Origin of the sequence: Peribacillus butanolivorans (assembly GCF_001273755.1) — a bacterium.
Classification (GTDB): Bacteria; Bacillota; Bacilli; order Bacillales; family DSM-1321; genus Peribacillus; species Peribacillus butanolivorans.
Map to the genome: position 1 here is coordinate 3,919,127 of NZ_LGYA01000001.1, position 24,876 is coordinate 3,944,002.

Below are 24,876 nucleotides of genomic sequence, written 5' to 3' on the forward strand. Positions count from 1 at the left end.
CAATCCATTAACGTAATTTGATAGATCCACCATCAACCATGATTGTTTGACCAGTAATATAATCAGAATCATCGCTTGCTAAGAAAACGGCTGTACGTCCGATATCACTTTCAAGTTCGCCAAGTCTTCTTAAAGGAATTTTAGCAAGCATGTTTTGATAATATTCAGGTTGGTCTTCTGCCCATTGAAGCATTCCAGGTGATTTAGCAATTGGAGCAATGATGTTTACATTGATGCCAAATGGACCAAATTCATTAGCCGCTACACGGGTAATTCCACGAATTGCTTCTTTTGCTGCCGCATATGAACCTTGATTAGCATCTCCATTAATCCCAGCTCCAGATGCAAAGTTAATGATTTTCCCCTGTGTTTCTTTTAAGTAAGGCAATGCTGCTTGCATGAAGTAGAATGTTGGATAGAATCCTGTATTAAAAGATAAATCCAATTCTTTTTGTGTTGTATCAGCAATAGAAGCCATTCTTGATGCATGTGCATTATTCACCAAGATATCTATTTTCCCGAATTTATCAGCCACTTCTTTAACGATAGCACCCAATTTGTCATGCTCAGCAAGATTAGCTTGAATGAAAATGGATTCTGGTTGATATTCTTGTAATTCTTTTATAGTTTGGTTACCAAGCTCTTCGTTTAAATCAATGATTGCAACTTTTGCTCCTTCTTTAACAAAAGCCATCGCCATACCTTTACCAATACCGCCAGCTGCCCCTGTAATGATAGCAGTTTTCCCTTGTAGTCTACCCATTGTTCTATCCCCTTTTTTTACATGTATTTTCTAACAAACTGATCTGCTTCTCTATGCATATATCTTTTATTCAAACTTTTTTCATACGAATCGTGAATACGCACATTAGCATGAACCAATAATATATAACGTTGACTAACAAGTCAATCAAAAAGTTGACTTGTTAGTCAACCAAAAAATGTAATCATGAGAATGCATGAATGACTATTCTTATACTAGGGATGAAAGAATGAGAATAAAAAAAAGACCCCTCATTAATTCTTCCAATTATGCCTAAATAACAAATGATAAGGCTTTCGAAAATACTATAAATAACTAAAAAAAATATATACTGAACTTATTACAATTTTCTACACCAATCATCATCATTGCATTTGTGAATGAATTGACAGCAAAAAAAACTTCGATTTTTTTTGTTATAAAAGCTAAACTTATATGATACGGTATTCATTAAGAGAAGAAAGTGAATCACGAGAAGTTATATTCATTTACCATTCTGCAGATTTCTCTTATAAACACATCTAAATATGCAACATTAATGAAATAATATACAGCAAGCGAGGAATGAAATGATGGCACCTAAGAGTGATGAACAATTTAAAATAATACGGGATCAACGCTATGAAGAAATCAGTAAAGCTGCCTTGAAGGTTTTCGCACGCAAGGGTTTTGCAGCAACTAAAATTAGTGATATTACTTCATCAGTAAAATTAAGTCATGGACTTTTCTACCATTACTTCCAGTCAAAAGAAAATATTTATTTGTCTCTTATTATGAACATACTAGATCAGTTTATTGAAACAGTGAAGGAAGCCGAAAATAGAACAGGCACACCCTGGGATCAACTTGCATGGTTCACTGAACTTACATTTTCCGGATCACCAGAACAAGCACAAGATCGTCGTATTCTTGTTATTGAGGCCCAACAATCTGATTCACTCTCTGATGAAGTTAAACAAGAATTAAACCAAAAATATACCATAGCTATGAATGGGATAGCCCGTATTATCAGTAACGGGCAGCGTGATGGAATCTTTATAGATGGTGACCCGATGGAACTGGCCATTTACTATATATCCCTCAATCAAGGTCTATTATTATGGAATGCCAAAGGTTTCAATCCAGTTAAGATTTCAGTTGAAAAAGTAATGCGCCATTTGCAGGTATAAACCTAGCTTCCCCTTGTTATAAACTTATGGATAGTATATTTAAAGTGAAGTAAAAAGTCTGGAGGAACAGATCTAATACAGTTCTGATTTCCTCCCTCAAACCATAATTGAAATGATGCACCACAAAAACATGGCCTATTCTAAAATCGCCCCCTTTCTTCGTCTCACCTCTAGAATCTTTCACACGCTCTTTATCAGATCATCCTAACAAAACAATCGTTTTATGAAATTTTATACACCCCTTATACATTAGATGTCCGTTTTCTCTATGTTCATTTTACGTTGGTATATGTTTAATCACTCTTCTGTCAATCTATCCATTTTTTCCTAAAAACGCTTTAAATCTGTTAAAATTATTAATGGATAAAAAACACTTTTTTGAAATTTTGACTCCCTGAGAATAAATCAGGGAAACCACCTAATAGACGAACGATTTTTAATATAAAAAGAATATACTTTTCGGATTCAGTCGTACGTATCACGAAAAACGTGTTCTAGTGATACATTCAAAAACGAGGTGTCATTAAAGAGGGAGGTTCGTATGAATTTTATAGAGTATGATTTATTATTCGAATCGAGAAACCAGCTAATAGAGGAAATTACAGAATTGGAGGACAAGACACTAAATCACAAACCTGTTCCTGATATATGGAGCATCGCCCAAATTTGCCATCACTTATATCTTTCTGAGCAGGCAATTACTGAAGCTATAGCCAGAGGTATTCGGGATAGGGATTACAAAAATATCATTCAAAAAAATATTTACTTAATTTCTGATATGAAAAAAAAATTCAAATCTCCAGACAGCGTTTTACCCTCACAAAAACCTTTTGAAATATCAAAGATTATAGATTTACTTGCTGAATCAAGGGATCAATTATTGCAGGTTCTTTATGAAATGGATAAAGATATTGTTTTAAATAAAAAGAAAGCCAAACATCCCATGTTCGGGGACCTATCATTGGATCAATGGATTGAATTATTATCCTTACATGAGCAAAGGCATACCAAACAGATACAAGATATTAAATTCAATATTATGTAATCCCTTCAATCGCAATGTCACCTTATACTCTTCATCAGCTGTATTAACATTCTAATTTTTTGGATTCTTTGTCTATTCAATATACGACCAAATATCAGTTTCCTCTATGTTAATTATACGATGATATACGTTTATGTTACCCCTCTGCCTATCAATTTGTCATAACTTTTCTGAAGTGACACACAATATAACTATTAAAAATTTTGACTTACTGAGAAAAATGATGTACATTACCTAGTGGGCGAACAATTTTAATATAAAAATATAAAAACATTCGTATATAGAGGTGCATATCATGGAAAACGTGTTTGATTATGAAGATATTCAATTAATTCCTGCAAAATGTATAGTAAATAGCCGTTCTGAGTGTGATACAACTGTAACCTTAGGTAGACATACATTTAGGTTACCTGTGGTCCCTGCAAATATGCAAACAATTATAGACGAAAAGGTTGCCATTTACTTAGCGGAGAATGGTTACTTCTATGTGATGCATCGTTTCGAACCAGAAAAGAGACACTCATTTATTAAAGATATGCATTCACGTGAATTAATCGCATCTATTAGTGTGGGCGTCAAAGAAGAAGAGTATGGTTTCATACAACAATTATCAAATGAACATGTTATACCAGAATTCATTACGATAGATATCGCACATGGTCATTCCACTGCTGTTATAAATATGATTCAGCATATTAAAAAACACTTACCTGATACTTTTGTTATTGCAGGAAATGTGGGAACTCCAGAAGCAGTAAGAGAATTAGAACATGCTGGTGCTGATGCTACAAAAGTAGGCATTGGACCAGGGAAAGTATGTATCACTAAAATTAAAACTGGATTTGGAACTGGTGGCTGGCAATTAGCTGCACTTCGTTGGTGTGCAAAAGCAGCAAGTAAACCTATTATTGCTGACGGAGGCATTCGCACACATGGTGATATAGCTAAATCAATTAGATTCGGTGCCTCTATGGTTATGATTGGTTCATTATTTGCTGGACATGAAGAATCTCCAGGAGAAACAATTGAGAAAGATGGAAAGGCCTTTAAAGAATACTTTGGTTCAGCTTCGGAATTCCAAAAAGGTGAAAAGAAGAATGTTGAAGGCAAAAAAATGTTTGTCGAGCACAAAGGATCTTTAGAAGATACTTTGAAAGAAATGGAACAAGATCTTCAGTCCTCTATTTCTTATGCTGGAGGAAACAAGTTAGAAGCAATCCGTAATGTAGATTATGTTGTAGTTAAAAATTCAATCTTTAACGGTGACAAAGTATATTAAGATTATTATATTTCACAACCTGGTGAGCAAGATACTTTATTAAGTACTTGCTCATTTTTATATTGTTAATTAATTCCTTTTTTTAAAATTGGTACCCTCTTTAATCCTATTGTATATCTCAAACGTGATTTATGAATAATTTATCAGACAAACAGAGTTAAGCCATTTCCATATGCTAAAGTTCCCAACCTTTAGCATATGGAAATGGCTTTTTATTTTTATCGGTATCATTTTTTTAAACTTGCAAGACTAGTAAAATCCAGATAATTAAGCTAAAAGAGCAATTTTTAATAAACATCATCTGATAACTAATCATATTAGTTATCTCAGTTTATATACATTATTAGTCTCATAACCAGTGTTTTGGATACTGTCTTGCTTGAAATAAGTTATTATAGATCATTGATATAAAAACTAATAATATAGTACCTATTGCAATCGAAATAAGGAATCCCCATCCAGCTTGAGAATTAACAGCAACAAGGGCACTTGCTGCTGCGGGAGGATGAACAGTTTTTGTAAGAGTCATTATTAATAATACAATAGCTAATACTAGACCAATAATGAATAGACTCTTACCAAATATGCTCCAAATAATAAGTGCTGAAGTGGTAGAAATTAAATGTCCTCCAATAACGTTTCGAGGTTGAGACAAGATACCTTTATGGGCGCCAAATACAATTACACAGCTTGCACCTAGAGGAGCTAATCCCATAGGATATCCTAAATAGACAGCTACAAAACTAATGATAATAATAGCAATGAGTCCACCTATAGCTGAAACAAAGGAATCAATATAATCAATTCTGTCTTTATCTCTAGTTTCGCCCTTCATTTTCTTTAAATAAGCTTTTAAGCCTATGTTTGGTTGATTATTCCAACTTTTCTCAAGATTTTTTTCAAAAGCCATAATTTACGTTTCCCTCAAGCTTCCTAAATAATTTGACAAGAAATTTGACAGAGTTTCTGCCATATAAAGTTATTTTACAGGAAAACAATGAACGTTTAAATATATATCTGGATTTTCATCAATTTGGAAATCGCGACCCTTTTCACCCTCTTTTCATCCTGCATTTTCAATACAAAAAGTTAACATAAGCCCCTGTAAAATGCCGAGTACAAGACTGCCCGCTAGACCATATACTGAGAAGAATGATAGAATCTTCGGAAAATAATCACGCCTCGTTTGCCGTATAGACTGCCATGAAAACTCTCCATCTATTTTTTTACAACTATTCCTCCAATAGTGAAACTTTTCAGAAACTAAAAAAATCCTGGTAGAATTTGAATATCTACCAGAATTGATAATAGAAAATATTTTCGGTTCAGTTGCATAAACAAAAACTGCTTTTATACCTTTTTAACAAATTCAGATTTTAATTTCATAGCTCCAAATCCGTCAATTTTGCAGTCAATATCATGATCTCCATCAACCAAACGTATACTTTTTACTTTTGTACCTATTTTTAGGACTGATGAACTCCCTTTTACTTTAAGGTCTTTAATTACTGTTACAGAATCACCATCGTTTAATACATTTCCATTTGCATCTTTGATAATTTTTTTATCACTATTTTCAGTTTCTAATTCTAAAGTCCACTCATGAGCACATTCTGGGCAAACAAAAAGACTTCCATCTTCGTACGTGTATTCTGAATTACATTTTGGGCAATTTGGAAAATCAGACATAATTTCATTTCCTCCATTCGTTATGGTCCATTCTAATATAATAGTGTTATCCATACAACCGTTAATCGTCGCCCATGATGTCACGGTATTTCTCAATCCGTGTTGATTCGTTCCACAGTCCCTTATCGGCAATACATTCAGTGTTTTTCAAGTGCTGGTAATAAATTGGTCCCACTCTATAGAACCCAAAAAGGTTTTACTATATAATTTTAATGAAAAGCTGAAAAAGTGTGGTGAATCATTTGTTTAAACTCTTATTAATAGAAGATGATACGACGTTATTCAACGAGATTAAAGATAGATTAGCGCAATGGTCTTATGATATTTATGGGATTAGCGATTTTAGTAAAGTGATTCAGGAATTCACAGACATAAAGCCTGATTTAGTCATAATTGATATTCAATTGCCAAAGTTTGATGGGTTTCATTGGTGCAGAATGATTAGAAATCATTCAAATGTTCCCATTATCTTTTTATCGTCACGCGATCATCCTACTGATATGGTGATGTCTATGCAGCTTGGCGCTGATGATTTTATCCAAAAGCCCTTTCATTTTGATGTTCTCATTGCAAAGATACAGGCTACTCTTCGTCGTGTATATAATTACAATACAGAAAAGATCGAGTTAAAAACATGGTGCGGTGCCACCGTGGATTATGAAAAAAATACAGTCTCAGCTAATACAGGGTCCATTGAACTGACAAAGAATGAAATTTTTATATTAAAGAAGCTTATTGAGCAGAAAAATAAGATCGTAAGCCGGGAAGAATTAATCAACAGCTTATGGGATGATAAACGTTTTATCAGTGATAACACCCTTACAGTCAATGTGAATCGTTTACGGAAAAGACTTGATGAACTTGGCTTAGGGCGCTTTATCGAAACGAAGGTTGGACAGGGCTACATCGCTGTTGAAGAGGCAATTATATGATTAAAAAATATATAGTGGAAAGATTCAGCTGGATTATTTTCTATATACTCCTTCATCTTTTTATCATCTTTGTCGCTTTTATTGATACGGCAATTCCACTAAAGCCCATCCTCTATATTGTCTTTTTATCGATGATTATGTTCAGTATCTTTTTAATTGTCCGTTACAAAATAGAAACGAAATTCTATAAAAGTTTAGAAGACCGGGAAGACAATCTTGATTTAACAAATATAGCCGATCCAGACAGCCCTTTTGAAAGAATCATTGAAAACAGCATCATGAATCAAACCGAATTTTTGAAACAGTCTGCTTCACAAGGTCAAATGACGTTAGAACAGGAGAAAGATGAATTATTATCTTGGATTCATGAAGTGAAAACACCCTTGACGGCCATGCACTTAATGATTGACCGCTTAGATAATGAATCACTTAAGTCTCCTTTGACGTATGAGTGGCTACGCATTCATCTCCTTCTAGATCAACAGCTCCATCAAAGGCGCATTCCTTTCATCGAAAATGATTTGTATATTGAGAATACCGATTTAGAAACAATAATCTTTGATGAGATTAAAACGCTGCAATCATGGTGCATTCAAAAAGGGATTGGCTTTGACATTCATTTAGAAGTAACCGAAGTGCTTAGTGATGCCAAATGGCTGGCCTTCATCATGAGGCAGCTCTTGACCAACTCCATTAAATACAGTGAAAACTCAGATATCAGGATATATAGCCATGAACAAGCTGAACAAACGATTCTTGAAGTGAAGGATTCTGGACGGGGCATCGACCCAAAGGATTTATCCCGCATATTTGATAAAGGATTTACATCCACGACAAATCATCGTGACAATGCGGCAACAGGCATGGGGTTATATTTAACCAAGAATGCTACTGAGTCCCTATTCATCTCCATTGATGTAAAATCAGAGCTTGGAACCGGAACGACCATTACCTTGACCTTCCCAAAAAGAAATGATTTCGTGAATATCACAAGCATGTGACAAAAGTGTCACATGCTTTTATTCTTTGTTCGTCCAAACGAAGGAAAAGATATACACAGCCTTTTATAATAAGGATATAGAAAAAAGGGAGTGTATCGTATGAATATATTAGAAGCAAAAAAAATCCATAAAAGTTATGGCAATAAATTTAATAAACAAGAAGTATTAAAAGGATTGGATATTAACATCCAAGAAGGCGAATTCATGAGTATCATGGGAGCATCAGGTTCAGGGAAAACGACATTGCTCAATGTTCTCTCCTCGATTGATAAGATTAGCAACGGGAGCATTATAATCGATGGAAAAGAAATTTCCGGTATGAAAGAAAAGAAACTGGCCGAATTTCGAAAGAACCATTTAGGCTTCATCTTCCAGGAATATAACTTATTGGACACACTGACCGTCAAAGAAAATATCCTTTTGCCCTTATCCATTACAAAAACAGCCAATAATGAAGCGGCACAAAAGTTTGATACCGTGGCGAAGGAACTGGGCATATATGAAGTGAAGGATAAATACCCAAATGAAATTTCCGGTGGTCAAAAACAGCGTACGTCTGCAGCACGGGCTTTCATCCATGATCCAAGCATCATTTTTGCGGATGAACCGACTGGGGCGCTAGACTCCAAATCAGCTTCCGATTTACTGAACAAACTGAGCGAAATGAATAAAAAGCGCAAAGCGACGATCATCATGGTAACCCATGATCCAGTGGCGGCAAGTTATTGCAGCCGAGTCATTTTTATAAAAGATGGACAAATATATACACAATTAAATAAAGGCGAAGAATCCAGACAAACCTTCTTCAAGGACATCATGAAAACACAAGGTGTTTTGGGAGGGGTTCAAAATGAGCATTAATCAACTCATCTTTCGAAACCTGAAAAAGAATCTGAAGAATTATTATCTGTATGTGTTTGCCTTAGTCTTCAGCGCCTCCCTTTATTTTGCTTTTGTCACGCTGCAATATGACCCATCCATGGATAAAGCAGAAGGTTCAGTTAAAGGGGCAGCTTCTATTAAAGCAGCATCTATCTTACTTGTTGCGATTGTTTCTATATTCCTTTTATATGCCAATAGCATTTTCATAAAAAGACGCAGTAAAGAAATTGGCTTATTCCAATTGATAGGCATGACCAAGAACAGGATATTCCGTATCCTGAGTGTGGAAAACCTGATCTTGTATTTCTGTTCCGTATTCCTGGGAATCTTTGTAGGGTTTGCGGCTTCAAAATTAATCATCATGATTTTATTTAAAATTACCGGTGTCCAGGCGATCGCGACCCTTCAATTTTCTTTTCAGCCACTTATTCAAACATTGATCGTGTTTAGTGCCATCTATCTTTTCATCATGTTGATGAATTATGCCTTCATTAAAAGGCAGACCATTTTATCATTATTTAGAGTGACTTCAATGACGGAAGGAAAAGTGAAAAAGGTTTCGATTTTCGAAATGATCATCGGGATATTCGGGATTATACTGATCATCGCTGGCTATGTCGTTTCATCCAAATTATTCGATGGGGCTTTCTCACAAATGACCGAGCTTTTCATAGCCATGGTCTTCATTCTGGCATCCGTCATCATCGGGACCTACCTATTTTATAAAGGATCCGTAAGCTTTATCTTTAATATCGTCCGTAAAAAGAAAAATGGATATTTGAACATCAATGAAGTATTGTCCCTTTCATCTATCATGTTCCGGATGAAATCGAATGCGATATTATTGACGATTATCACGACCGTTTCCGCTTTGGCGATTGGGTTATTATCTTTAAGCTATATCTCCTACTACTCAGCGGAGAAAATGGCACAAAGCTCTATTCCTACCGATTTTTCCATGACGGATATGAAAGATGCAGATACATTCAAAGAAGCATTGACAGACAGTAAAATTGATTATGACGAAAAGGTGATTGATGTCATTCAAGTGGATGTCAATGTAAAGGAAATAATGGAGACTAGCCTGGAAGCTGTGAACTTTGATCCAGACATCATGACTGTCCCCGTCATCAGTGATGAATCCGTTCAAGGAATCAACCTCGCTGATGATGAGACCCTTTTCAGCGGATACAGTAATATGATGGAGAAGATCATGTCCTTGAAGGATTCCGGAAAGATTGAACTGAAAGGCAAACACGAAGTGATTCCGCAAACATATATGGGATTGAATGATGATACCATCTTGTCCTACTATTTTACGAGTGGCGGATTGCCTGTTGCCATTGTAGACCAAACGATATTCGACCGATTGAAAAAGGATATCGACCCGAAAATCCAAAAAGTATCATCGGTTAATATCGGAATTGATGTGAAGGATAAAGCTGAACTTGAAAAGGCGAATGATATATTCAATAAAATGAGTTTCAAAGAAGAACATGTGAATGATTCCCAATTTGAAATGTTCAACAACCAGAAGAAGAATATGGGTCTTATCATGTTCATCGTCGGCTTCTTGGGGTTAACCTTCCTCGTCACATCCGGTTGTATCCTATATTTCAAACAAATGGATGAAAGTGAAGGTGAAAAATCCAATTATACTATCTTAAGAAAACTGGGATTCACCCGAGGTGACTTACTAAGAGGAATCCAAGCAAAACAAGTTTTCAATTTCGGTATTCCTTTAGTTGTCGGGCTGCTTCACAGTTATTTCGCAGTCCAATCAGGATGGTTCTTATTCGGGACCGAAGTCTGGACACCGATGATCATCGTTATGGTACTCTACACGGTTTTATACTCGATCTTCGGGATACTATCCGTTTTCCATTACAAAAAAGTCATTAAAGAGTCGCTATAATAGCGAAGATGATAAAAGCTCCAGGACCCGTGAGGAACTGGAGCTTTTTATTTCCTTTAAAGGGTTCCAACTGGTTTCATCATTTGTTTAACTAATTCTCTATTGCGTTTTTTAAAGATTTCATTATGTGACGAGACCATTCCAATTTCATTAGCGTCAGGCTGGATAAATTGTTTTGCCTTGTTTACAGCATTTGCTGCATCTTGGAAGGTACCTGCTATTAAATTTAACTTCCCATCGTGCTTTAGAATATCCCCAGCCGCATAAATTCCATCTATCGAAGATTCACTAGTAGCATTACCTGCAATAAAGTAATTATCTGCTTTAGCAATACTCACTTTACTATTTTCAAGTAGAGAAGTATCACGCTCATATCCATGATTTATAATCACTTCATCAATGGGCAAGTACGAAACCTCTCCAGTTTCATGATTTGTCAATTCAACATGTTCAATTAATTCATGATTAGCACAGGCTACTAGTTTTGTAATCGAAGTATTTAAAATACAAACTGCGGAACTGTTCATTAATTGTGTTGCTTGTGATTCATGACCTGCTAAACTATCTTTTCTGTATGTTAAATAAACTTTTTTGGCGATAGGCTCTAATTCATTTGCCCAATCTATTGCAGAATTTCCACCACCGGAAATGATCACTGTTTTATCTTTAAATCGTTTAAATGACTTCACTGTGTAGTTCAAATTAGAGACTTCAAACCTTTCGGCCCCATCTATCTCTAGCTTTTGAGGATTTAATATTCCACCGCCAACAGCCACAATTATTGTTTTTGAAAAGTGCTTTTGGCCTGAAGCAGTAAGTAATACAAAAATACCTTCTTCATTACGCGTGATAGACTCCACTTTTTCATTCAACACTACTTCTGGGTTAAATGTTAAGCCTTGTTCTACTAGCTGTTCAATTAATTTTGCTCCCGTAATTGGTGTCAGCCCTCCCACGTCCCAAATCATTTTCTCTGGATATACATGAATTTTCCCGCCTAATTGTGGTTGATATTCAATAAGCTTTGTCTTCATTTCTCTTAATCCACTATAGAAAGTAGAGTAAAGGCCTGCTGGCCCTCCTCCAATAACAGTTACATCGAATAAATCTTGCTGTACCATTTTCACTCACTCCTTGGTAACCAATTGGAATTGATTATCATTCTCATTTAATGGTACACTCTTTTCTTACTTTTTACAATAAGGCTTTGTTAAATAACTCTGTTCATTTAAAAAATCTACAGAGCTATTTATTTCCAATTACTGAAACTTACCATTCATTAAGAACGTATGAATGATAAATGGCGTATTACATTAGAATGAAAAATTAGGTTAAATGGAGTAGGTGGTATGGGACGTCAATGAATATTATTGCTAAATTGTTTTTAATCCTCGGAGTCTTAATATTATTATAGATAGTATTCCCAATAGGTTAGAAATCTTATTTTAATAATAGGAAAATAAAACTTGCAAGTGATGGGTGCTACGACATACTCCTACATGTAAATATCATTATGCTTTTAAAGCATAAAGCTTTTATCTCAAAATAACGTATTAGATTTACTTCTGTAGGTGTAATGTTGAAGTTAACCTGCCATATTCATAGATACAGCAGTTTAACAGGATAGCTCTCTCTATTCGTATCCTTACTCTTAGAAAGTAGACAAGAGATATTGCGGAACACAATGTTGCCTATTCGCCCCTTGGTTGGACAATGCCATCATAAACTCCCCCCTCAACTTCTACTTCCATAATAAATCGATTTCTTCGTTTTAGAATTACACCCTCAATGAGACATAAAAATCATCTTGTTAGCTTGGTGAGCATGTAGTGTTACCTCTTTCATATTTTTTCCGGTAACAGTAAGTTGATTTATCTTCAATATCAAGCATTTTAAGATGGTCACTTTGTTAGCATTCTTAGAGCCATCTATACATTTACTATCATTTACTTTGCGGTTGATAACTACTTCGTAGGTACTCCCCCTTGTTGTATAAGTTGATATGCTTTCAAAGCCATTTCAACGTTTAATCTGTTCTCCGGCATATCAAAATCAAAATCAAGAATCTTTTTTATTTTTTCCATTCGATGATAGAGTGTTTGTCTTACAATATGCAATTTTTGAGCCGTAAGCTTCTTTGAGCGATCAAACTCAAAGTACTTCGTTAAAGTCAGAAGCAATTCCGTTCCATATTCCTTATCATAGTTTATTAAAGGAGAGAGATAGTCCTCAATAAAATGGGCTGTATCTTGATCATGCTGAATTAATTGAATTAGCCGAAATATGCCAAGGTCTTCGTAAAAGGCACTTGTTGAAAATGTACGATAATTTAAAGCTAACTGCGCTTCTCGATAACCAGTATGAGCATCCAAAAGTAACTGGTATTGTCGCCCAACGCCTATACGGATTTGGCTAGATTCACCTTCTCTAACATATAGCAAGGTATCGATCACTTTCAAGAAGCGTGCCTTAGAGGAATCGGCAGTTCCAAGATCAATAGCTAATACAATAATTTGATTTCTTATTGATGTGATATAGGGTGTAAAAGAATATTTTGCGAACCCAGATCGAATTTTTAAAGAATAATGATAAATAGCAGATTCATTTTCTTCATCCGATAAACAAAATGAAGACGGATGAAAAACATCTTCGATATCAATGATTGCAATTCGATAACGTATAGAAGTGCGCTTAGATTTTAACGAAATAAATCCCCTTGCTTGTTCCTCATTGTTGATGCGTCTATAAAGTAAATCATTTAACCATGTGGATTCCAAACGCAATCGTTTTTCATCCAAATAATGTTTACGCAATAAGTCTTGTGAGATTGCTAGAGATGCACGATCAAGGATTAGGAAATCAAATTCATCCGATTCACGATCTAAAACCATAACAAGGTACGCCCAGATTTGATCCATTGCTCCGATCGGTTGGAGAAGAATAGTATGGTCTAATGCCTTCCATTCAACGGGCGAATCATTTGTAATTCGGTCATGCCAGTGTTCTTTATCTTCATAAATGGTTTGGAGTAGCTGTTCCATAAAGTCATTTTTCAATCCTGGAATCGAAAAAGGTGTTCCATCTATAGGAAGATAGATAATTGGTGCTTCTGTCTTCTGTTGCAACAACTTTAAAATATTTGATAACCCATGAGTAGTGAGTGACAATGAATGGAACTCTCTTGAAATCGAATCTAATGTAACCAACTTCTCATGATGAGCATTAATGATAAACGAATGTAGGTCCTGTGCTATTTCAACGAAATTTATGAATTCTTTGAAAATAATAATCGGAAAGTTATACTCATTTGCCATCTCGATCATTTCTTTAGGGATCTCTTCGAAGTAGTGTCCAAGTTCTATACATAAACATGAGGCGTTGCGTTCGATAAGATTTAACAAAAATGAAGTATTAGAGGAGTCTCTCCATTCAAACCCAAATCCGGTGGAGAGTATCAGTTCCCCTCCCTGAAAGATGGTATCATCAAAAAACGGGATTTCAAGGACATGTGTCCATTTGACTTGACGGTTCAACCCGTTTGCCCCCGCAACTACCTCCGTCTTTGAAAAGAGTGAGCGCTTAAGAACATCTTGTACTGTAAGCATATGTACCACCTCATTTAATAATTGTTAGCTGTCTCATTTTATTATAACTATACTAGAAAGTCTAAGCCCATAATATATGGATCCCTTTCTCTGTTCAATCCCAAGAGAGTTCTTTTACGTACTTTGATGAAATACCTTAATCAACCTGAGAATCTTTCATAATAGTATCCATTTAACCTTTTCTCATCAGTTATATGTGCTCATGAACCTATTCTATAGAATAACGGTGGAGTACTAAAACTGAAAACCAACAAAACATTAGATGAACAATGGAAAAATTATTACTTTTTCACCAATGCTGTATTCATGAAAGTTCAAGATTACCTGTCCTAAAGGATTTAAACAATTGTGCTTGGTTAAAAAAAAACTAATATAAATTTAACCTCGTGTCTAATGTAAGGGTTATCATTTTCCTGTAAGATTTTAGAATGTTCAATTAATTAAATGCAAATAAAAAGGAGAATGAATAATGATAGTAGGAGTTCCTAAAGAATTAAAAACTGCAGAGACTAGAGTGGGATTAAATCCAACATGGGTAAAAAAATTAACAGCTTCCGGTCATGAAGTACTTATACAAAGCATGGCAGGTGAAGCTAGTGGTTTTTGTGACGAGGAATATGTTTTGGCTGGAGCAAAAATAGTAAACACGATTGACGAAATTTATGAGATGGCAGAATTTGTTGTTAAAGTGAAGGAACTTCAACCCTATGAATACGGCCTTCTTAGAGAAAATCAAATGATAATGGCATGGTTTCATTTGGCGGAAGATGTTAATCATGAAATGACACAGGCATTACTAGATAAAAAAGCAATTTCATTATCAATGGAATTAATCGTTTTACCTGACGGGACTAGACCTACGATTAAACCAATGAGTGAAATTGCAGGAACATTAGCAATGCTTGAAGCAGTCAAATATGCACAATATGGTTATGGCGGAAAAGGAATACTTCTCCGGAAACTGGCCGGTTTGCCGTCGAGCAAAGTATTCATACTTGGTGGTGGCAATGCTGGACTCAATACTGCGCAAGTTGCTGTGGGTCTCGGATTGAATGTAACAATCATGGAAGCATCAATGAAACGCATTGATTATTTGAACAATCAGTTGCCACAGGTGGACATTTTGTGTTGGGATAAAGATACGATGTTCGAAGAACTTATTCAAAGTGATGTTTTAATTAATACAATTTATCCGATGCCAGGGGTAACCGAACCTCTCATAACACGAGAGATGGTCAGTAAGATGAAACCTAATTCTATTATTATTGATATTGCAGGAACGGGTATAATTGAAACCTCACGTTATACGACTTTAGAAGACCCAGTATATTACGAACAAGAAGTCCTACATTACTGTGTCCCTAATATGCCGGCTCTATGTCCACAAACCTCGACAAACATGATGTTGATGACAACCGGCCCGTATATTATGAACATTGCGAATAGTGGTTTGAAAGAGGTTATAGAAAATGATGTAATCGTAAGAAATTGTATCAGCACTTTGAACGGTGAAATAGTTCATCACGAAGTTGGGATCAATCATAACATGTCTTATACAGATATAAATACAGAGTTACTAGTGTCCAAATAATAAAACGTCCTTAGAGTCATCTCATATTTCTACGTTTCATTTCTATGAATAGAAATCAGTATACAAGTTATTGAACGAGTCGCTACTAAAGAAATTCCAGGAGTCAGTAAAGATGCCAGTGAGAAGATTTTTGAAGGAATTATATAAGATATAATATACATTCCAATGAATTATCCATTCTGCAGACCGAATTCTTTACGAGGAATGGGGAGATAAGTTCTACACAACAAATTCATGGATAATTCAAAGTATGCTCCCTAGCATCTTACTGACTTTTTTATGATTTCTAGAAAACCACGTATTAAAAAAGCTATGGAAGTAATAATATAGATCCCATTTCTTATAAAAGGTTAAATCAGGTAAAGGAGGAGAGTATTTTACATGTCAAATTTAAGGAAAACAGATAGAACACTTACACTCATTCCAGTTGTGTTGTTTGGTTTTTCATTTATGGGGTTAACCACAGCTTTTACTACGTATGGTATTGCGGCTAATATTTCCCACGGTACGGTTCCGGGGGCAATGATAGTTGCTCTAGTGGTAATGATGTTTACTGCTTACAGTTATGGGAAAATGGCAATTGCGTTTCCATCTTCCGGTTCTGCTTATGTTTATACGCAAAAATCGATCAATCCCTCTGTTGGATTTCTTGTCGGATGGGTGATCTTAATGGATTATTTATTTATGCCAATGGTAAATTATTTAGTATTTGGTATTTTTTTCTCAGCAGCCTTTCCTACAATTCCAAGTTACATCTGGATTGCAGGTATGCTGATGCTCGTCACTTTTATTAATATTAAAGGATTGAAGTTTGCCACAAATGTAAACGCATTCATAACGATTTTTGCTTTTCTTTTTATCCTTATCTTTATAGGTTTTTCTATTAAGGAAATTTTTATGGGAGAAAGCACGACAACTCTTTTATCTCTTGAGCCATTCTATAATTCGAAAGAACCCTTTTCTTATACAATAGCTGGAGCAGCATTATTATGCTTTTGTTTCCTTGGGTTTGAATCAGTTACAGCGTTTGCGGAAGAGACAGTGAACCCTAAGAAAACAATTCCCCGAGCTGTTATTTTAATTACTCTTGGTGGTGGTTTAATCTTTACAAGTGTTTCATATTTCTCGTATCTTGTATGGCCAGAGTATAGCACATTTACTAATCCTGATTCGGCTGCCTACGAAATTATTAAACTTGTTGGTGGAAAGGCGATGTACTCAATATATCTTGCGCTTTACGCATTAGCTGTATTGGGTAGTGCCATGTCGTCCCAGGCAAGTGCATCACGAGTCCTCTATACGATGGGGCGAGATGGACAGTTTCCTGAAAAGTTCTTTGGCACCCTGCATCCGAGATATAGAACACCCGTAAATAATATACTGATCATTAGTTCTGTCTCTTTGCTTGCTTTATTTTTAAGTTTAGATCTTGTAGCATCATTTATTAATTTCGGGGCGTTTCTTGCGTATACTTGTGTTAATATTGCCGTAATTGCTCATTATTATATTAGAAATAGAGAACGTTCGGTAAAAGGAACTGTCTTATATTTATTTATTCCTATTATTGGAGCTGCACTTGATATTTTACTACTTGTGAATCTTGATGTGCACTCAAAGGTACTTGGAGCAAGTTGGTTAATAATAGGCTTCATTTATTTACTTGTATTGACAAAAGGACTTAAAAAACAGCCACCAGTATTGAAAATTGAAGAAAATATTGTGTAGATTTAGAATAAAGTCACGATGTTTATAAGAAAGATGAAAAACGGCTTAGACACAACTATTGTCGGTATGGGACCTACAGGTCGTTATGGGATTAATCTATCGAAATGGTTATCTAATTAAAAGATTGATGTCGTAGGTCAATCCTCACCTTGTAAAAAGAAATAAAGAGAATCGAGATAACACTCAGTCCAAAAGTGATAAAAAAGACGCTCTCGTGATTGCGGATATGAAACAATCAATGAGATTGTTGTTACACTCTCGATTCTTCCCAAACAATCCGTTTTTAACGTTGGTGAGCACTACGGTTCTCTTCAACTTCTCTGGAGGAAATCCAGTGGTAGAAAAGGATTTCTTGGCGCTTAATTACTCTTTTTCCAATGATGTTAATTAAGAGAAATCAACTATTTGTTGAACAATGGTGATTGTCACTTGAAATAATGGAAATCTCTAGGTCGGGGAAGTCCCCTATTATTCAATTATTTTCAAACAAATAAAAAAGAACCATAAAAAAGATGTAGCCATACTTCTTTCTCAATCAAGAATAGAGTATATGCTACACTTTTTTTACTGTAATTAATGTTTAGTTTGTACGAGGTCTCTTACCATCTGAAATAAGACTATTAATTCTTTCGATAATATCGGGAAGTTCACTCATCGTTTTAATCGTAAAATCAGCCCCATTTTGCATAAAGGAGTTTGCAGTTTTAGAGATTACATTTTCTTTATCAAATTCTGATAGACTAGTAAACTCATCTAAACTTAATCCCATCTCAGAGCTTCTAATAATGACTCCAACAGACCAAACTCCTGCATTTACTCCCTCTTTAATATCTGTGTGTATAAGGGAGATGTGGTGTAGTAATTATATCAGAATTTTCTGTTTTATTAACATCTGTTTGTTCTGATATTGCTTTTTCTTGATCCTCATTGGACTTATCATCTGTGTTTGCATATCCACTAAAGAAGACGACTAAGGGGATCCCTATATCGGTGTGCTAGCCTTCGGTAAGAGCTAAGTAATACTTTACTTTCCCGTTATATTCAACGATTAGCACGTCATCCCGCTCTTTTGTTGAGTATATTTTTGCTCCTATGGGTAATTGATTGGCCATACCATCTTTTAACGATTTACTGAAACCATTTGAGAATACCTCTGTAATTTCTCCAACAGATTCGTTCTTAGTCAGTTTAAGCTCATTCACCCATTCAATATCCGTTTTATAAATTATTTTTTCCCATTGGAGAATGTCTGCATTTTTATCGAGTTTTAAAACTTCTTCTGCATCTGGATTTTTAGATGTCACGGTTTTGATTTCTGTATTAAAACAACCAGACAAATAAAAAATGCATACCATTAACATGAAAACCACTATATTTTTCTTCATCATACACCTCCATTCAATTAGACGTATGGATTTAACTTTCGTTACTGAATATAGCTATATATTGCGTTTGAAAGTTCCGGCTAATGGCAGCCATCTATTTTTTGGGTTATTCATTCATTTTTATCCGAAAAATGCAAATGCCCTTGTTACCAAGGGCATTCGCTCAATCAGATTTAATTAACAAATAGAAATAACTTCCTATGATATTCCTCAAACGTTTGTTGACTCTTTTCCGTATAGTCCATCCACTTCACCTTTTTACATCTTTCCTCTAATCTTTCATTCAGTTCTTCTTCAATTTCATGCATGAAACGAATGATTTCACCATACGGCATATTAAAATGACGAGCAGCGAGCCGGGGTGGGGAATGCTTTACCAGTAATCTCATAAAGTGATCGACCGTGTCCGCTTTTGAAGCGAGATAATCTTCTTCATTCACGATGAATTCATACACTTGTTTTTTCACGCCAGAAAGTTTGGTCACCTCGTCACGCAATAAAAACTCCATTAATCTTTCGTTCATATGACTCTACCTCGAATTTGATTATATTTAAACTCCTTGAGATTATGTATGAAAAAGCTATACTGCTCAACACCTCATTATGACATCGTAAACGTTACCCATCAAGCAAATCCTATCCTTAAATACAAAGCGTAATAATTACGATTTAAATTCTATATGTAAAATAACATGTATACTCCCCTTAGTCAAGGTACTCAACGGTTATAGCTGAGCAAGGTTTTTTAAGATCGATTAAATGATTGGTTTTTTCATGTAAAAAATATCCCATACCATGTTTTGTTCATTTAATTATGTAAAAATCTACTAAATGTATATTTTGCATTGTTTAATGTCAAAATATGACTATACAAAAGGTGATATGAAATAAAAAATTACCTCTATTATTATTTACTGTAATATTTTTGTTAAAATTTGATATAATAAATGTAATATTTAGTCAATTGTCACTTTTTTATAGAATTTAGTTTTGTAAAGGGGTAAAATATAGCTAATGACATCTTGTTTTTTCTAAATGTTTCCGAGGAGTTATAGGGTGGGTATAGCAAGTACATAGTGACAGCAAAAATGCTGTCCGACATATCGGTTGTTTTCATTTGTTCAGAATAACAATGAAAAGAATAAGGAGTGATTTTTTGAAACCTTCAACAAATCGCATGTTAACCCGTATTAAATCCGTTTATATGTTCATTAGTAATAACGGTACGGTTTCTACTCAAGAGCTTGTAGAAGAATTTGGCATCACTCCTCGAACTGTGCAGCGCGATTTAAATGTCTTAGCTTACAATGACCTTGTTCAAAGCCCAAGCCGTGGCCTTTGGACGACAACAAGTAAAAAGGTAAAGATGTCATCTTAAAAAGAACGACCACCCGAACGAAAATCGATATGTAAAATAAGTTTGAGGCGGACATAATTGTCCGCCTCATTTTTTCTTGCTTATTTATTATTCAGTCGGCTGGGCAGCTTTCAGTTGTTCGAGCTCTTCTGCTGTTAACTCCCTGTATTCGCCAAGTTCAAGTTCTTCATCAAGCTGCAGGCTTCCCATCGAGAGACGCTTTAGATACACGACCCGTTTCCCTACGGACTCAAACATCCGTTTCACTTGATGAAACTTCCCTTCCATAATCGTTAGCTCAATATCCGATGTAAGCCCTGATTTTAAAATATTTAATTCACCTGGTTTTGTTTCGTACCCATCATCTAGGGTCACGCCGTTGCGGAATGCAGCAATGTCTCGCTCCGTTACTTCGCCGTCAATGACCGCAAAATACGTTTTAGGGACGTGTTTTTTCGGGGAAAGTAGTTGGTGGGCAAGCTTTCCGTCATTCGTGATCAGCAATAGGCCTTCTGTGTCTTTATCCAAACGTCCGACTGGGAATGGTTCGAATACCGAATCCTCTGGCTCTAAGATGTCAATGACCGTCTCCTGGTGTTTGTCTTCAGTAGCCGACAACACACCTGGCGGCTTATTCATCATTAAATATATAAATTCTCTATATTCAACCCGTTCACCATGAACCGTTACGATTTCTGTATCAGGATCCACTTGTTCCTTCGGATCCTTCAGTAGTCGTTCATTGACCTTAACGGCTCCAGATTTCAAGAGTTTTTTCACTTCTTTTCTGCTTCCGTAACCAATATTGGATAATATCTTATCAATTCTCATTATTTCCTCCTAAAGCCTATTCAGTAAAAAGCCTTGCCCACTTTTATGACAGGCAAGGCCAATATATTTTAATCAGGGATTACTTCATTCATAATACCCTTTATTTTCCACCGTAAACTTCTATCTTATAATCCCAATTTCTGCTTTAACCTGTCGATCCGACTACCGAATAAGCGATGTGCAAGCTTGCTTTTCAAGGAAAGCGCCGCATAAATGAGGGCTCCAAAAATCGCACTAACCGCACAAATCAAAATCGCCTGGAATCGCCCTTCCGTTGTAAGCCACAGCGATAATAAACTGAACATGCCCCATGCAGCCAGTCCCATTATCGTTGAAAACACTGTGATCAGCACAGTCCTTCTGATAGTAAGGCCGTAACGATATCCAGTAAAGTAGGTAATGACATACAAATTCAGCAGCACAGCAGCCAAGTAGCCGAATGCCGTGGCATAAACGGATCCTTCCGTTTCAAACAACTTGATCATCGGGATATTCAAGCTCAATTTGATTAAAAAGCCAACAAGCAGGCTGAGCACCGTATATTTTTGCTGATTGATGCCTTGTAAAATGGCCGCCGAAACGGAAAAAAGCGCAAATAAAATCGAAACTGGCGCATATGCCTTCAGGACACTGATTCCAAGTGGATCATGACTGTAAAAGGCACTATAGATTGGATCGGCTAGCACCGACATGCCAACGACCGCTGGAATCGTAATGAACAACAAAATTTGGAAGGCTTGGTTCAGCTGGCGGTTTAACTCTTCCGAATCCTCGCTTACATATGCCTTCGTCACCGAGGGAAGAAGCGCCATTGAAAACCCGGTTGCAAGCGTCATCGGAATCAAGACAAGCTTTTGGGCATATACATTCAAAACTCCAAGAGCATCTTCTGCGACATGCTGTAATCCGATGGATGCCATCGCTTTATTAAAAGACAACAAGTCTGCAAACTGAAACAATGGCATCGCGATTCCGACAAATATGAAAGGAATCGACGAAAGAAATATTTCTTTATAGATCTCCTTCAGGGAAATTTCCATCGTCCCCCGGTCTTTCTTCATCAAGCTGTCCAAATGGGGTTTTTGTTTTTTCCAATACCAAAATAACACCACTAAACCGCCGACAGCCCCTACCGTCGCCGCGAACGTAGCTACTTGGATGGCTCTCACTAACTCTCCATCCAGGACATTCAAAACAACATACACACCAGCCAAAAGGAACACGATGCGGACAATTTGTTCGATAACCTGAGATATGGCCGTTGGTTCCATCGCTTCATGACCTTGAAAAAAGCCGCGGATGATGCTCATGAACGGTACAAAAATCAAGGCGAAGCTGACTGCCCGTATGATCTCCGTGACATCCTTGACATCTTCCTGCCTGACCCCAAAGACTCCAGTAAACAGCGGGGCCATCGTATAGAGAATCAAAAAAGCGAGAAAACCGGTGACAACCATTAATTTCAGGCTCGATTTAAATAACTTCTCACCGACGGCGTACTCCTCGAGCGCATTATACTTCGAAATGAATTTAGAAACAGCAAGCGGCATGCCTGCCGTTGCAAAGCTAATGAAAATGGTATATGGAACGTACCCATATTGATAGAGGGTAGCCCCTTTATTCCCAACCATATGTTCAAATGGGATAACGTAAAATAAACCAAGTATCTTGGAAATGATCGCTCCCAGCGTTAATATAAAAGCCCCTTTTAAAAACTTAGATGACATCTAATCCCTTCCTGCCTCTGTCAGTTACGTTTCACACGCTCTTTATCTTATCATAATAATGTAATTTTTCTATAGAAAACTACTCTCAAGTTTATCGTTTTCTAAGATAATACACAAACAAATAATTCCTTTTTTCCTACGTTCGCAATCTGACAGGGTCTTGCTATATAATGGAGTGACTGAAAAAGATAAAGTGGTGATCAATTTGAAATATGATGTAGTGGTAATTGGCGGCGGTCCTTCCGGATTGATGGCAGCAATTGCAGCCGGAGAAAAAGGGTCACATGTATTGTTAGTGGATAAAGGCGAGAAGCTTGGAAGGAAACTTGCGATCTCTGGCGGCGGACGCTGCAACGTGACGAACAGGCTCTCAATCGATGAAATCATTCAGCATATCCCTGGAAACGGGCGATTTTTATACAGTGCTTTCTCAGAATTTAATAACGAAGACATTATTCAGTTCTTTGAAAAATTAGGTGTGGCTCTAAAAGAAGAGGATCATGGCCGGATGTTCCCGGTCAACGATAAGGCGCAAAGTGTCGTAGATGCACTTTTGACACGCCTTTCGAATTTGAAGGTAACCATTTACAAGAACTCTCCAGTTGCTGAGGTTCTCTATGAAAATGGAAAAACAAGCGGAGTTCGGTTAAAAGATGGACAGACATTTGACACAAATGCGGTCGTGATTGCAGTCGGTGGAAAATCAGTCCCTCACACCGGCTCAACTGGTGACGGCTACGCTTGGGCAAAAAAGGCGGGCCATACGATAACCGACCTCTTCCCGACTGAGGTACCTGTACTTAGCCATGAAACATTCATAAAAGATCGAACGCTTCAAGGGCTCGCACTTCGGGATGTTTCATTGAGTGTGCTGAACCCAAAAGGCAAGGCTCTGATTACACACAAGATGGATATGCTATTCACCCATTTTGGTGTCTCTGGTCCAGCGGTTCTAAGGTGCAGTCAATTTGTCGTGAAAGCGATGAAAAAATGGAACCTATCCGAAGTTACAATGAAACTCGATGCCCTTCCGGATCAAAACAAGGAAGAAGTCTTCCAGGACATCATGAAAGAAATCAAAGCTGAGCCGAAAAAGGCTATAAAGAATACATTAAAAGGCCTGGTTCCGGAACGCTATCTACACTTCTTACTTGAGCGGAGCGGCATCGACCTTCAGGAACAGGGAGCGACGATATCCAATGAAAAAATTCGCCGCTTCGCCGAACTATGTAAGGACTTCCAATTTGGAGTACATGGCACCCAGCCGCTTGAAAAAGCCTTCGTCACAGGCGGCGGCGTATCCGTAAAAGAAATCCATCCAAAGGAAATGGCCTCCAAACTAATGGACGGACTATATTTCTGCGGTGAAATTTTGGATATACACGGATACACAGGCGGCTATAACATCACATCAGCATTAGTAACCGGAAGACTAGCCGGCATGAATGCTGCCGTATATGCTCGTTCATAATTTAAGAAGAGGCCGATCCGTTGGGATCAGCCTCTTCTTTTTTGAGGAAATTCGTCCTTCATGTCGAGGAATTCGACCTTCGCGGATTTTATTCGTCCTTCTCGTCGAGGAATTCGTCCTTCGTGGATTTAATTCGTCCTTCACTTCGAGTATTCCGACCTTCGCTGAATTAATTCGTCCTTCACGTCAAGTAATTCGACCTTCGCGGATTTATTCCGTCCTTCACTTCGAGTATTTCGACCTTCGCGGATTTAATTCGTCCTTCTCGTCGAGTATTTCGACCTTCGCGGATTTAATTCGTCCTTCTCGTCGAGTATTCCGACCTTCGCGGATTTATTTCGTCCTTCACGTCGAGTATTTCGACCTTCGCGGATTTAATTCGTCCTTCTCGTCGAGTATTCCGACCTTCGCGGATTTATTTCGTCCTTCACGTCGAGTATTTCGACCTTCGCGGATTTAATTCGTCCTTCTCGTCGAGTATTCCGACCTTCGCGGATTTATTTCGTCCT

General features: G+C 36.7%; 21 protein-coding genes and 1 pseudogene. 12 read left to right on the plus strand and 10 right to left on the minus strand.

Annotated elements, in window-relative coordinates; genetic code table 11:
- Window positions 1-7: 7 nt before the first annotated feature.
- Complete coding sequence (locus AKG34_RS18095) at window positions 8-763, minus strand: SDR family NAD(P)-dependent oxidoreductase (RefSeq protein ID WP_053347372.1); 756 nt, start codon at window positions 761-763, stop codon at window positions 8-10.
- Window positions 764-1,332: 569 nt separating this feature from the next.
- Here AKG34_RS18095 and AKG34_RS18100 point away from each other — a divergent pair.
- The 3 genes from AKG34_RS18100 (at window position 1,333) to guaC (ending at window position 4,256) form a co-directional block, all read left to right on the plus strand.
- The gene (locus AKG34_RS18100) at window positions 1,333-1,932 is read left to right on the plus strand and encodes a TetR/AcrR family transcriptional regulator (RefSeq protein ID WP_083450840.1); all 600 of its coding nucleotides are present in this window, start codon (window positions 1,333-1,335) and stop codon (window positions 1,930-1,932) included.
- Window positions 1,933-2,473: 541 nt separating this feature from the next.
- The gene (locus AKG34_RS18105; protein WP_053347374.1) at window positions 2,474-2,977 is read left to right on the plus strand and encodes a DinB family protein; all 504 of its coding nucleotides are present in this window, start codon (window positions 2,474-2,476) and stop codon (window positions 2,975-2,977) included.
- A gap of 295 nt (window positions 2,978-3,272) precedes the next feature.
- Window positions 3,273-4,256 carry a GMP reductase gene (gene guaC / locus AKG34_RS18110; RefSeq protein ID WP_053347375.1) on the plus strand — a complete coding sequence of 328 codons (984 nt, stop codon included), beginning with the start codon at window positions 3,273-3,275 and terminating at the stop codon, window positions 4,254-4,256.
- 349 nt (window positions 4,257-4,605) lie between these two features.
- Here guaC and AKG34_RS18115 read toward each other — a convergent pair whose 3' ends face one another.
- Both AKG34_RS18115 and AKG34_RS18120 read right to left on the minus strand, forming a co-directional pair.
- The gene (locus AKG34_RS18115) at window positions 4,606-5,166 is read right to left on the minus strand and encodes an HPP family protein (RefSeq protein WP_053347376.1); all 561 of its coding nucleotides are present in this window, start codon (window positions 5,164-5,166) and stop codon (window positions 4,606-4,608) included.
- Between the two features lie 440 nt (window positions 5,167-5,606).
- Window positions 5,607-5,945, minus strand: coding sequence for a zinc ribbon domain-containing protein YjdM (locus AKG34_RS18120; protein WP_053347377.1), 339 nt, complete (start codon window positions 5,943-5,945; stop codon window positions 5,607-5,609).
- Between the two features lie 242 nt (window positions 5,946-6,187).
- Here AKG34_RS18120 and AKG34_RS18125 point away from each other — a divergent pair, with 242 nt between their 5' ends.
- The 4 genes from AKG34_RS18125 to AKG34_RS18140 all read left to right on the plus strand — a co-directional run bounded on the left by AKG34_RS18125 (window position 6,188) and on the right by AKG34_RS18140 (window position 10,675).
- Complete coding sequence (locus tag AKG34_RS18125; protein ID WP_053347378.1) at window positions 6,188-6,877, plus strand: response regulator transcription factor; 690 nt, start codon at window positions 6,188-6,190, stop codon at window positions 6,875-6,877.
- Window positions 6,874-7,878 carry a sensor histidine kinase gene (locus AKG34_RS18130; protein ID WP_053347379.1) on the plus strand — a complete coding sequence of 335 codons (1,005 nt, stop codon included), beginning with the start codon at window positions 6,874-6,876 and terminating at the stop codon, window positions 7,876-7,878. The genes AKG34_RS18125 and AKG34_RS18130 overlap by 4 nt, the downstream gene beginning before the upstream one ends.
- A gap of 99 nt (window positions 7,879-7,977) precedes the next feature.
- A complete protein-coding gene (locus tag AKG34_RS18135) occupies window positions 7,978-8,739 on the plus strand; it encodes an ABC transporter ATP-binding protein (protein WP_053347380.1) in 762 nt (253 codons plus the stop codon).
- Window positions 8,729-10,675: an FtsX-like permease family protein gene (locus tag AKG34_RS18140; protein WP_053347381.1), complete on the plus strand. Its 1,947-nt coding sequence runs from the start codon at window positions 8,729-8,731 to the stop codon at window positions 10,673-10,675. Before AKG34_RS18135 ends, AKG34_RS18140 begins: the two co-directional genes overlap by 11 nt.
- Window positions 10,676-10,731: 56 nt before the next feature.
- On the opposite strand, the gene AKG34_RS18145 is transcribed toward AKG34_RS18140, so the two are convergent.
- Complete coding sequence (locus tag AKG34_RS18145) at window positions 10,732-11,796, minus strand: NAD(P)/FAD-dependent oxidoreductase (protein WP_053347382.1); 1,065 nt, start codon at window positions 11,794-11,796, stop codon at window positions 10,732-10,734.
- Window positions 11,797-12,639: 843 nt separating this feature from the next.
- A complete protein-coding gene (locus AKG34_RS18150) occupies window positions 12,640-14,280 on the minus strand; it encodes a PucR family transcriptional regulator (RefSeq protein ID WP_053347383.1) in 1,641 nt (546 codons plus the stop codon).
- A 469-nt stretch (window positions 14,281-14,749) separates the two neighbouring features.
- Between AKG34_RS18150 and AKG34_RS18155 the strand changes: the two genes are divergently transcribed.
- From AKG34_RS18155 to AKG34_RS29030, 3 genes and pseudogenes are all read left to right on the plus strand, one after another.
- Window positions 14,750-15,871, plus strand: coding sequence for an alanine dehydrogenase (locus AKG34_RS18155; protein WP_053347384.1), 1,122 nt, complete (start codon window positions 14,750-14,752; stop codon window positions 15,869-15,871).
- A gap of 381 nt (window positions 15,872-16,252) precedes the next feature.
- The gene (locus AKG34_RS18160; protein WP_053347385.1) at window positions 16,253-17,596 is read left to right on the plus strand and encodes an APC family permease; all 1,344 of its coding nucleotides are present in this window, start codon (window positions 16,253-16,255) and stop codon (window positions 17,594-17,596) included.
- 45 nt (window positions 17,597-17,641) lie between these two features.
- Window positions 17,642-17,825: pseudogene (locus AKG34_RS29030) on the plus strand (IS110 family transposase); the annotation flags it as partial.
- A gap of 351 nt (window positions 17,826-18,176) precedes the next feature.
- On the opposite strand, the gene AKG34_RS18165 reads toward AKG34_RS29030, so the two are convergent.
- The 3 genes from AKG34_RS18165 to AKG34_RS18175 all read right to left on the minus strand — a co-directional run bounded on the left by AKG34_RS18165 (window position 18,177) and on the right by AKG34_RS18175 (window position 19,505).
- Window positions 18,177-18,365 carry a hypothetical protein gene (locus AKG34_RS18165; RefSeq protein WP_053347386.1) on the minus strand — a complete coding sequence of 63 codons (189 nt, stop codon included), beginning with the start codon at window positions 18,363-18,365 and terminating at the stop codon, window positions 18,177-18,179.
- Window positions 18,366-18,591: 226 nt separating this feature from the next.
- Window positions 18,592-18,981: a hypothetical protein gene (locus tag AKG34_RS18170; RefSeq protein WP_053347387.1), complete on the minus strand. Its 390-nt coding sequence runs from the start codon at window positions 18,979-18,981 to the stop codon at window positions 18,592-18,594.
- A gap of 173 nt (window positions 18,982-19,154) precedes the next feature.
- Window positions 19,155-19,505, minus strand: coding sequence for a hypothetical protein (locus AKG34_RS18175; protein ID WP_053347388.1), 351 nt, complete (start codon window positions 19,503-19,505; stop codon window positions 19,155-19,157).
- Between the two features lie 632 nt (window positions 19,506-20,137).
- Here AKG34_RS18175 and AKG34_RS18180 point away from each other — a divergent pair.
- Window positions 20,138-20,359 (plus strand): DeoR family transcriptional regulator, encoded by a 222-nt coding sequence (locus tag AKG34_RS18180; protein ID WP_034309346.1) that lies wholly within the window; start codon window positions 20,138-20,140, stop codon window positions 20,357-20,359.
- Between the two features lie 87 nt (window positions 20,360-20,446).
- On the opposite strand, the gene AKG34_RS18185 is transcribed toward AKG34_RS18180, so the two are convergent.
- Both AKG34_RS18185 and AKG34_RS18190 read right to left on the minus strand, forming a co-directional pair.
- Window positions 20,447-21,169 carry a pseudouridine synthase gene (locus AKG34_RS18185; RefSeq protein WP_053347389.1) on the minus strand — a complete coding sequence of 241 codons (723 nt, stop codon included), beginning with the start codon at window positions 21,167-21,169 and terminating at the stop codon, window positions 20,447-20,449.
- A gap of 125 nt (window positions 21,170-21,294) precedes the next feature.
- On the minus strand, window positions 21,295-22,896 hold the full coding sequence (locus AKG34_RS18190; RefSeq protein ID WP_053347390.1) for a putative polysaccharide biosynthesis protein: 1,602 nt from the start codon (window positions 22,894-22,896) through the stop codon (window positions 21,295-21,297).
- Window positions 22,897-23,101: 205 nt separating this feature from the next.
- Here AKG34_RS18190 and AKG34_RS18195 point away from each other — a divergent pair, with 205 nt between their 5' ends.
- Complete coding sequence (locus AKG34_RS18195) at window positions 23,102-24,367, plus strand: BaiN/RdsA family NAD(P)/FAD-dependent oxidoreductase (RefSeq protein ID WP_053347391.1); 1,266 nt, start codon at window positions 23,102-23,104, stop codon at window positions 24,365-24,367.
- The last annotated feature ends 509 nt before the right edge of the window (window positions 24,368-24,876 follow it).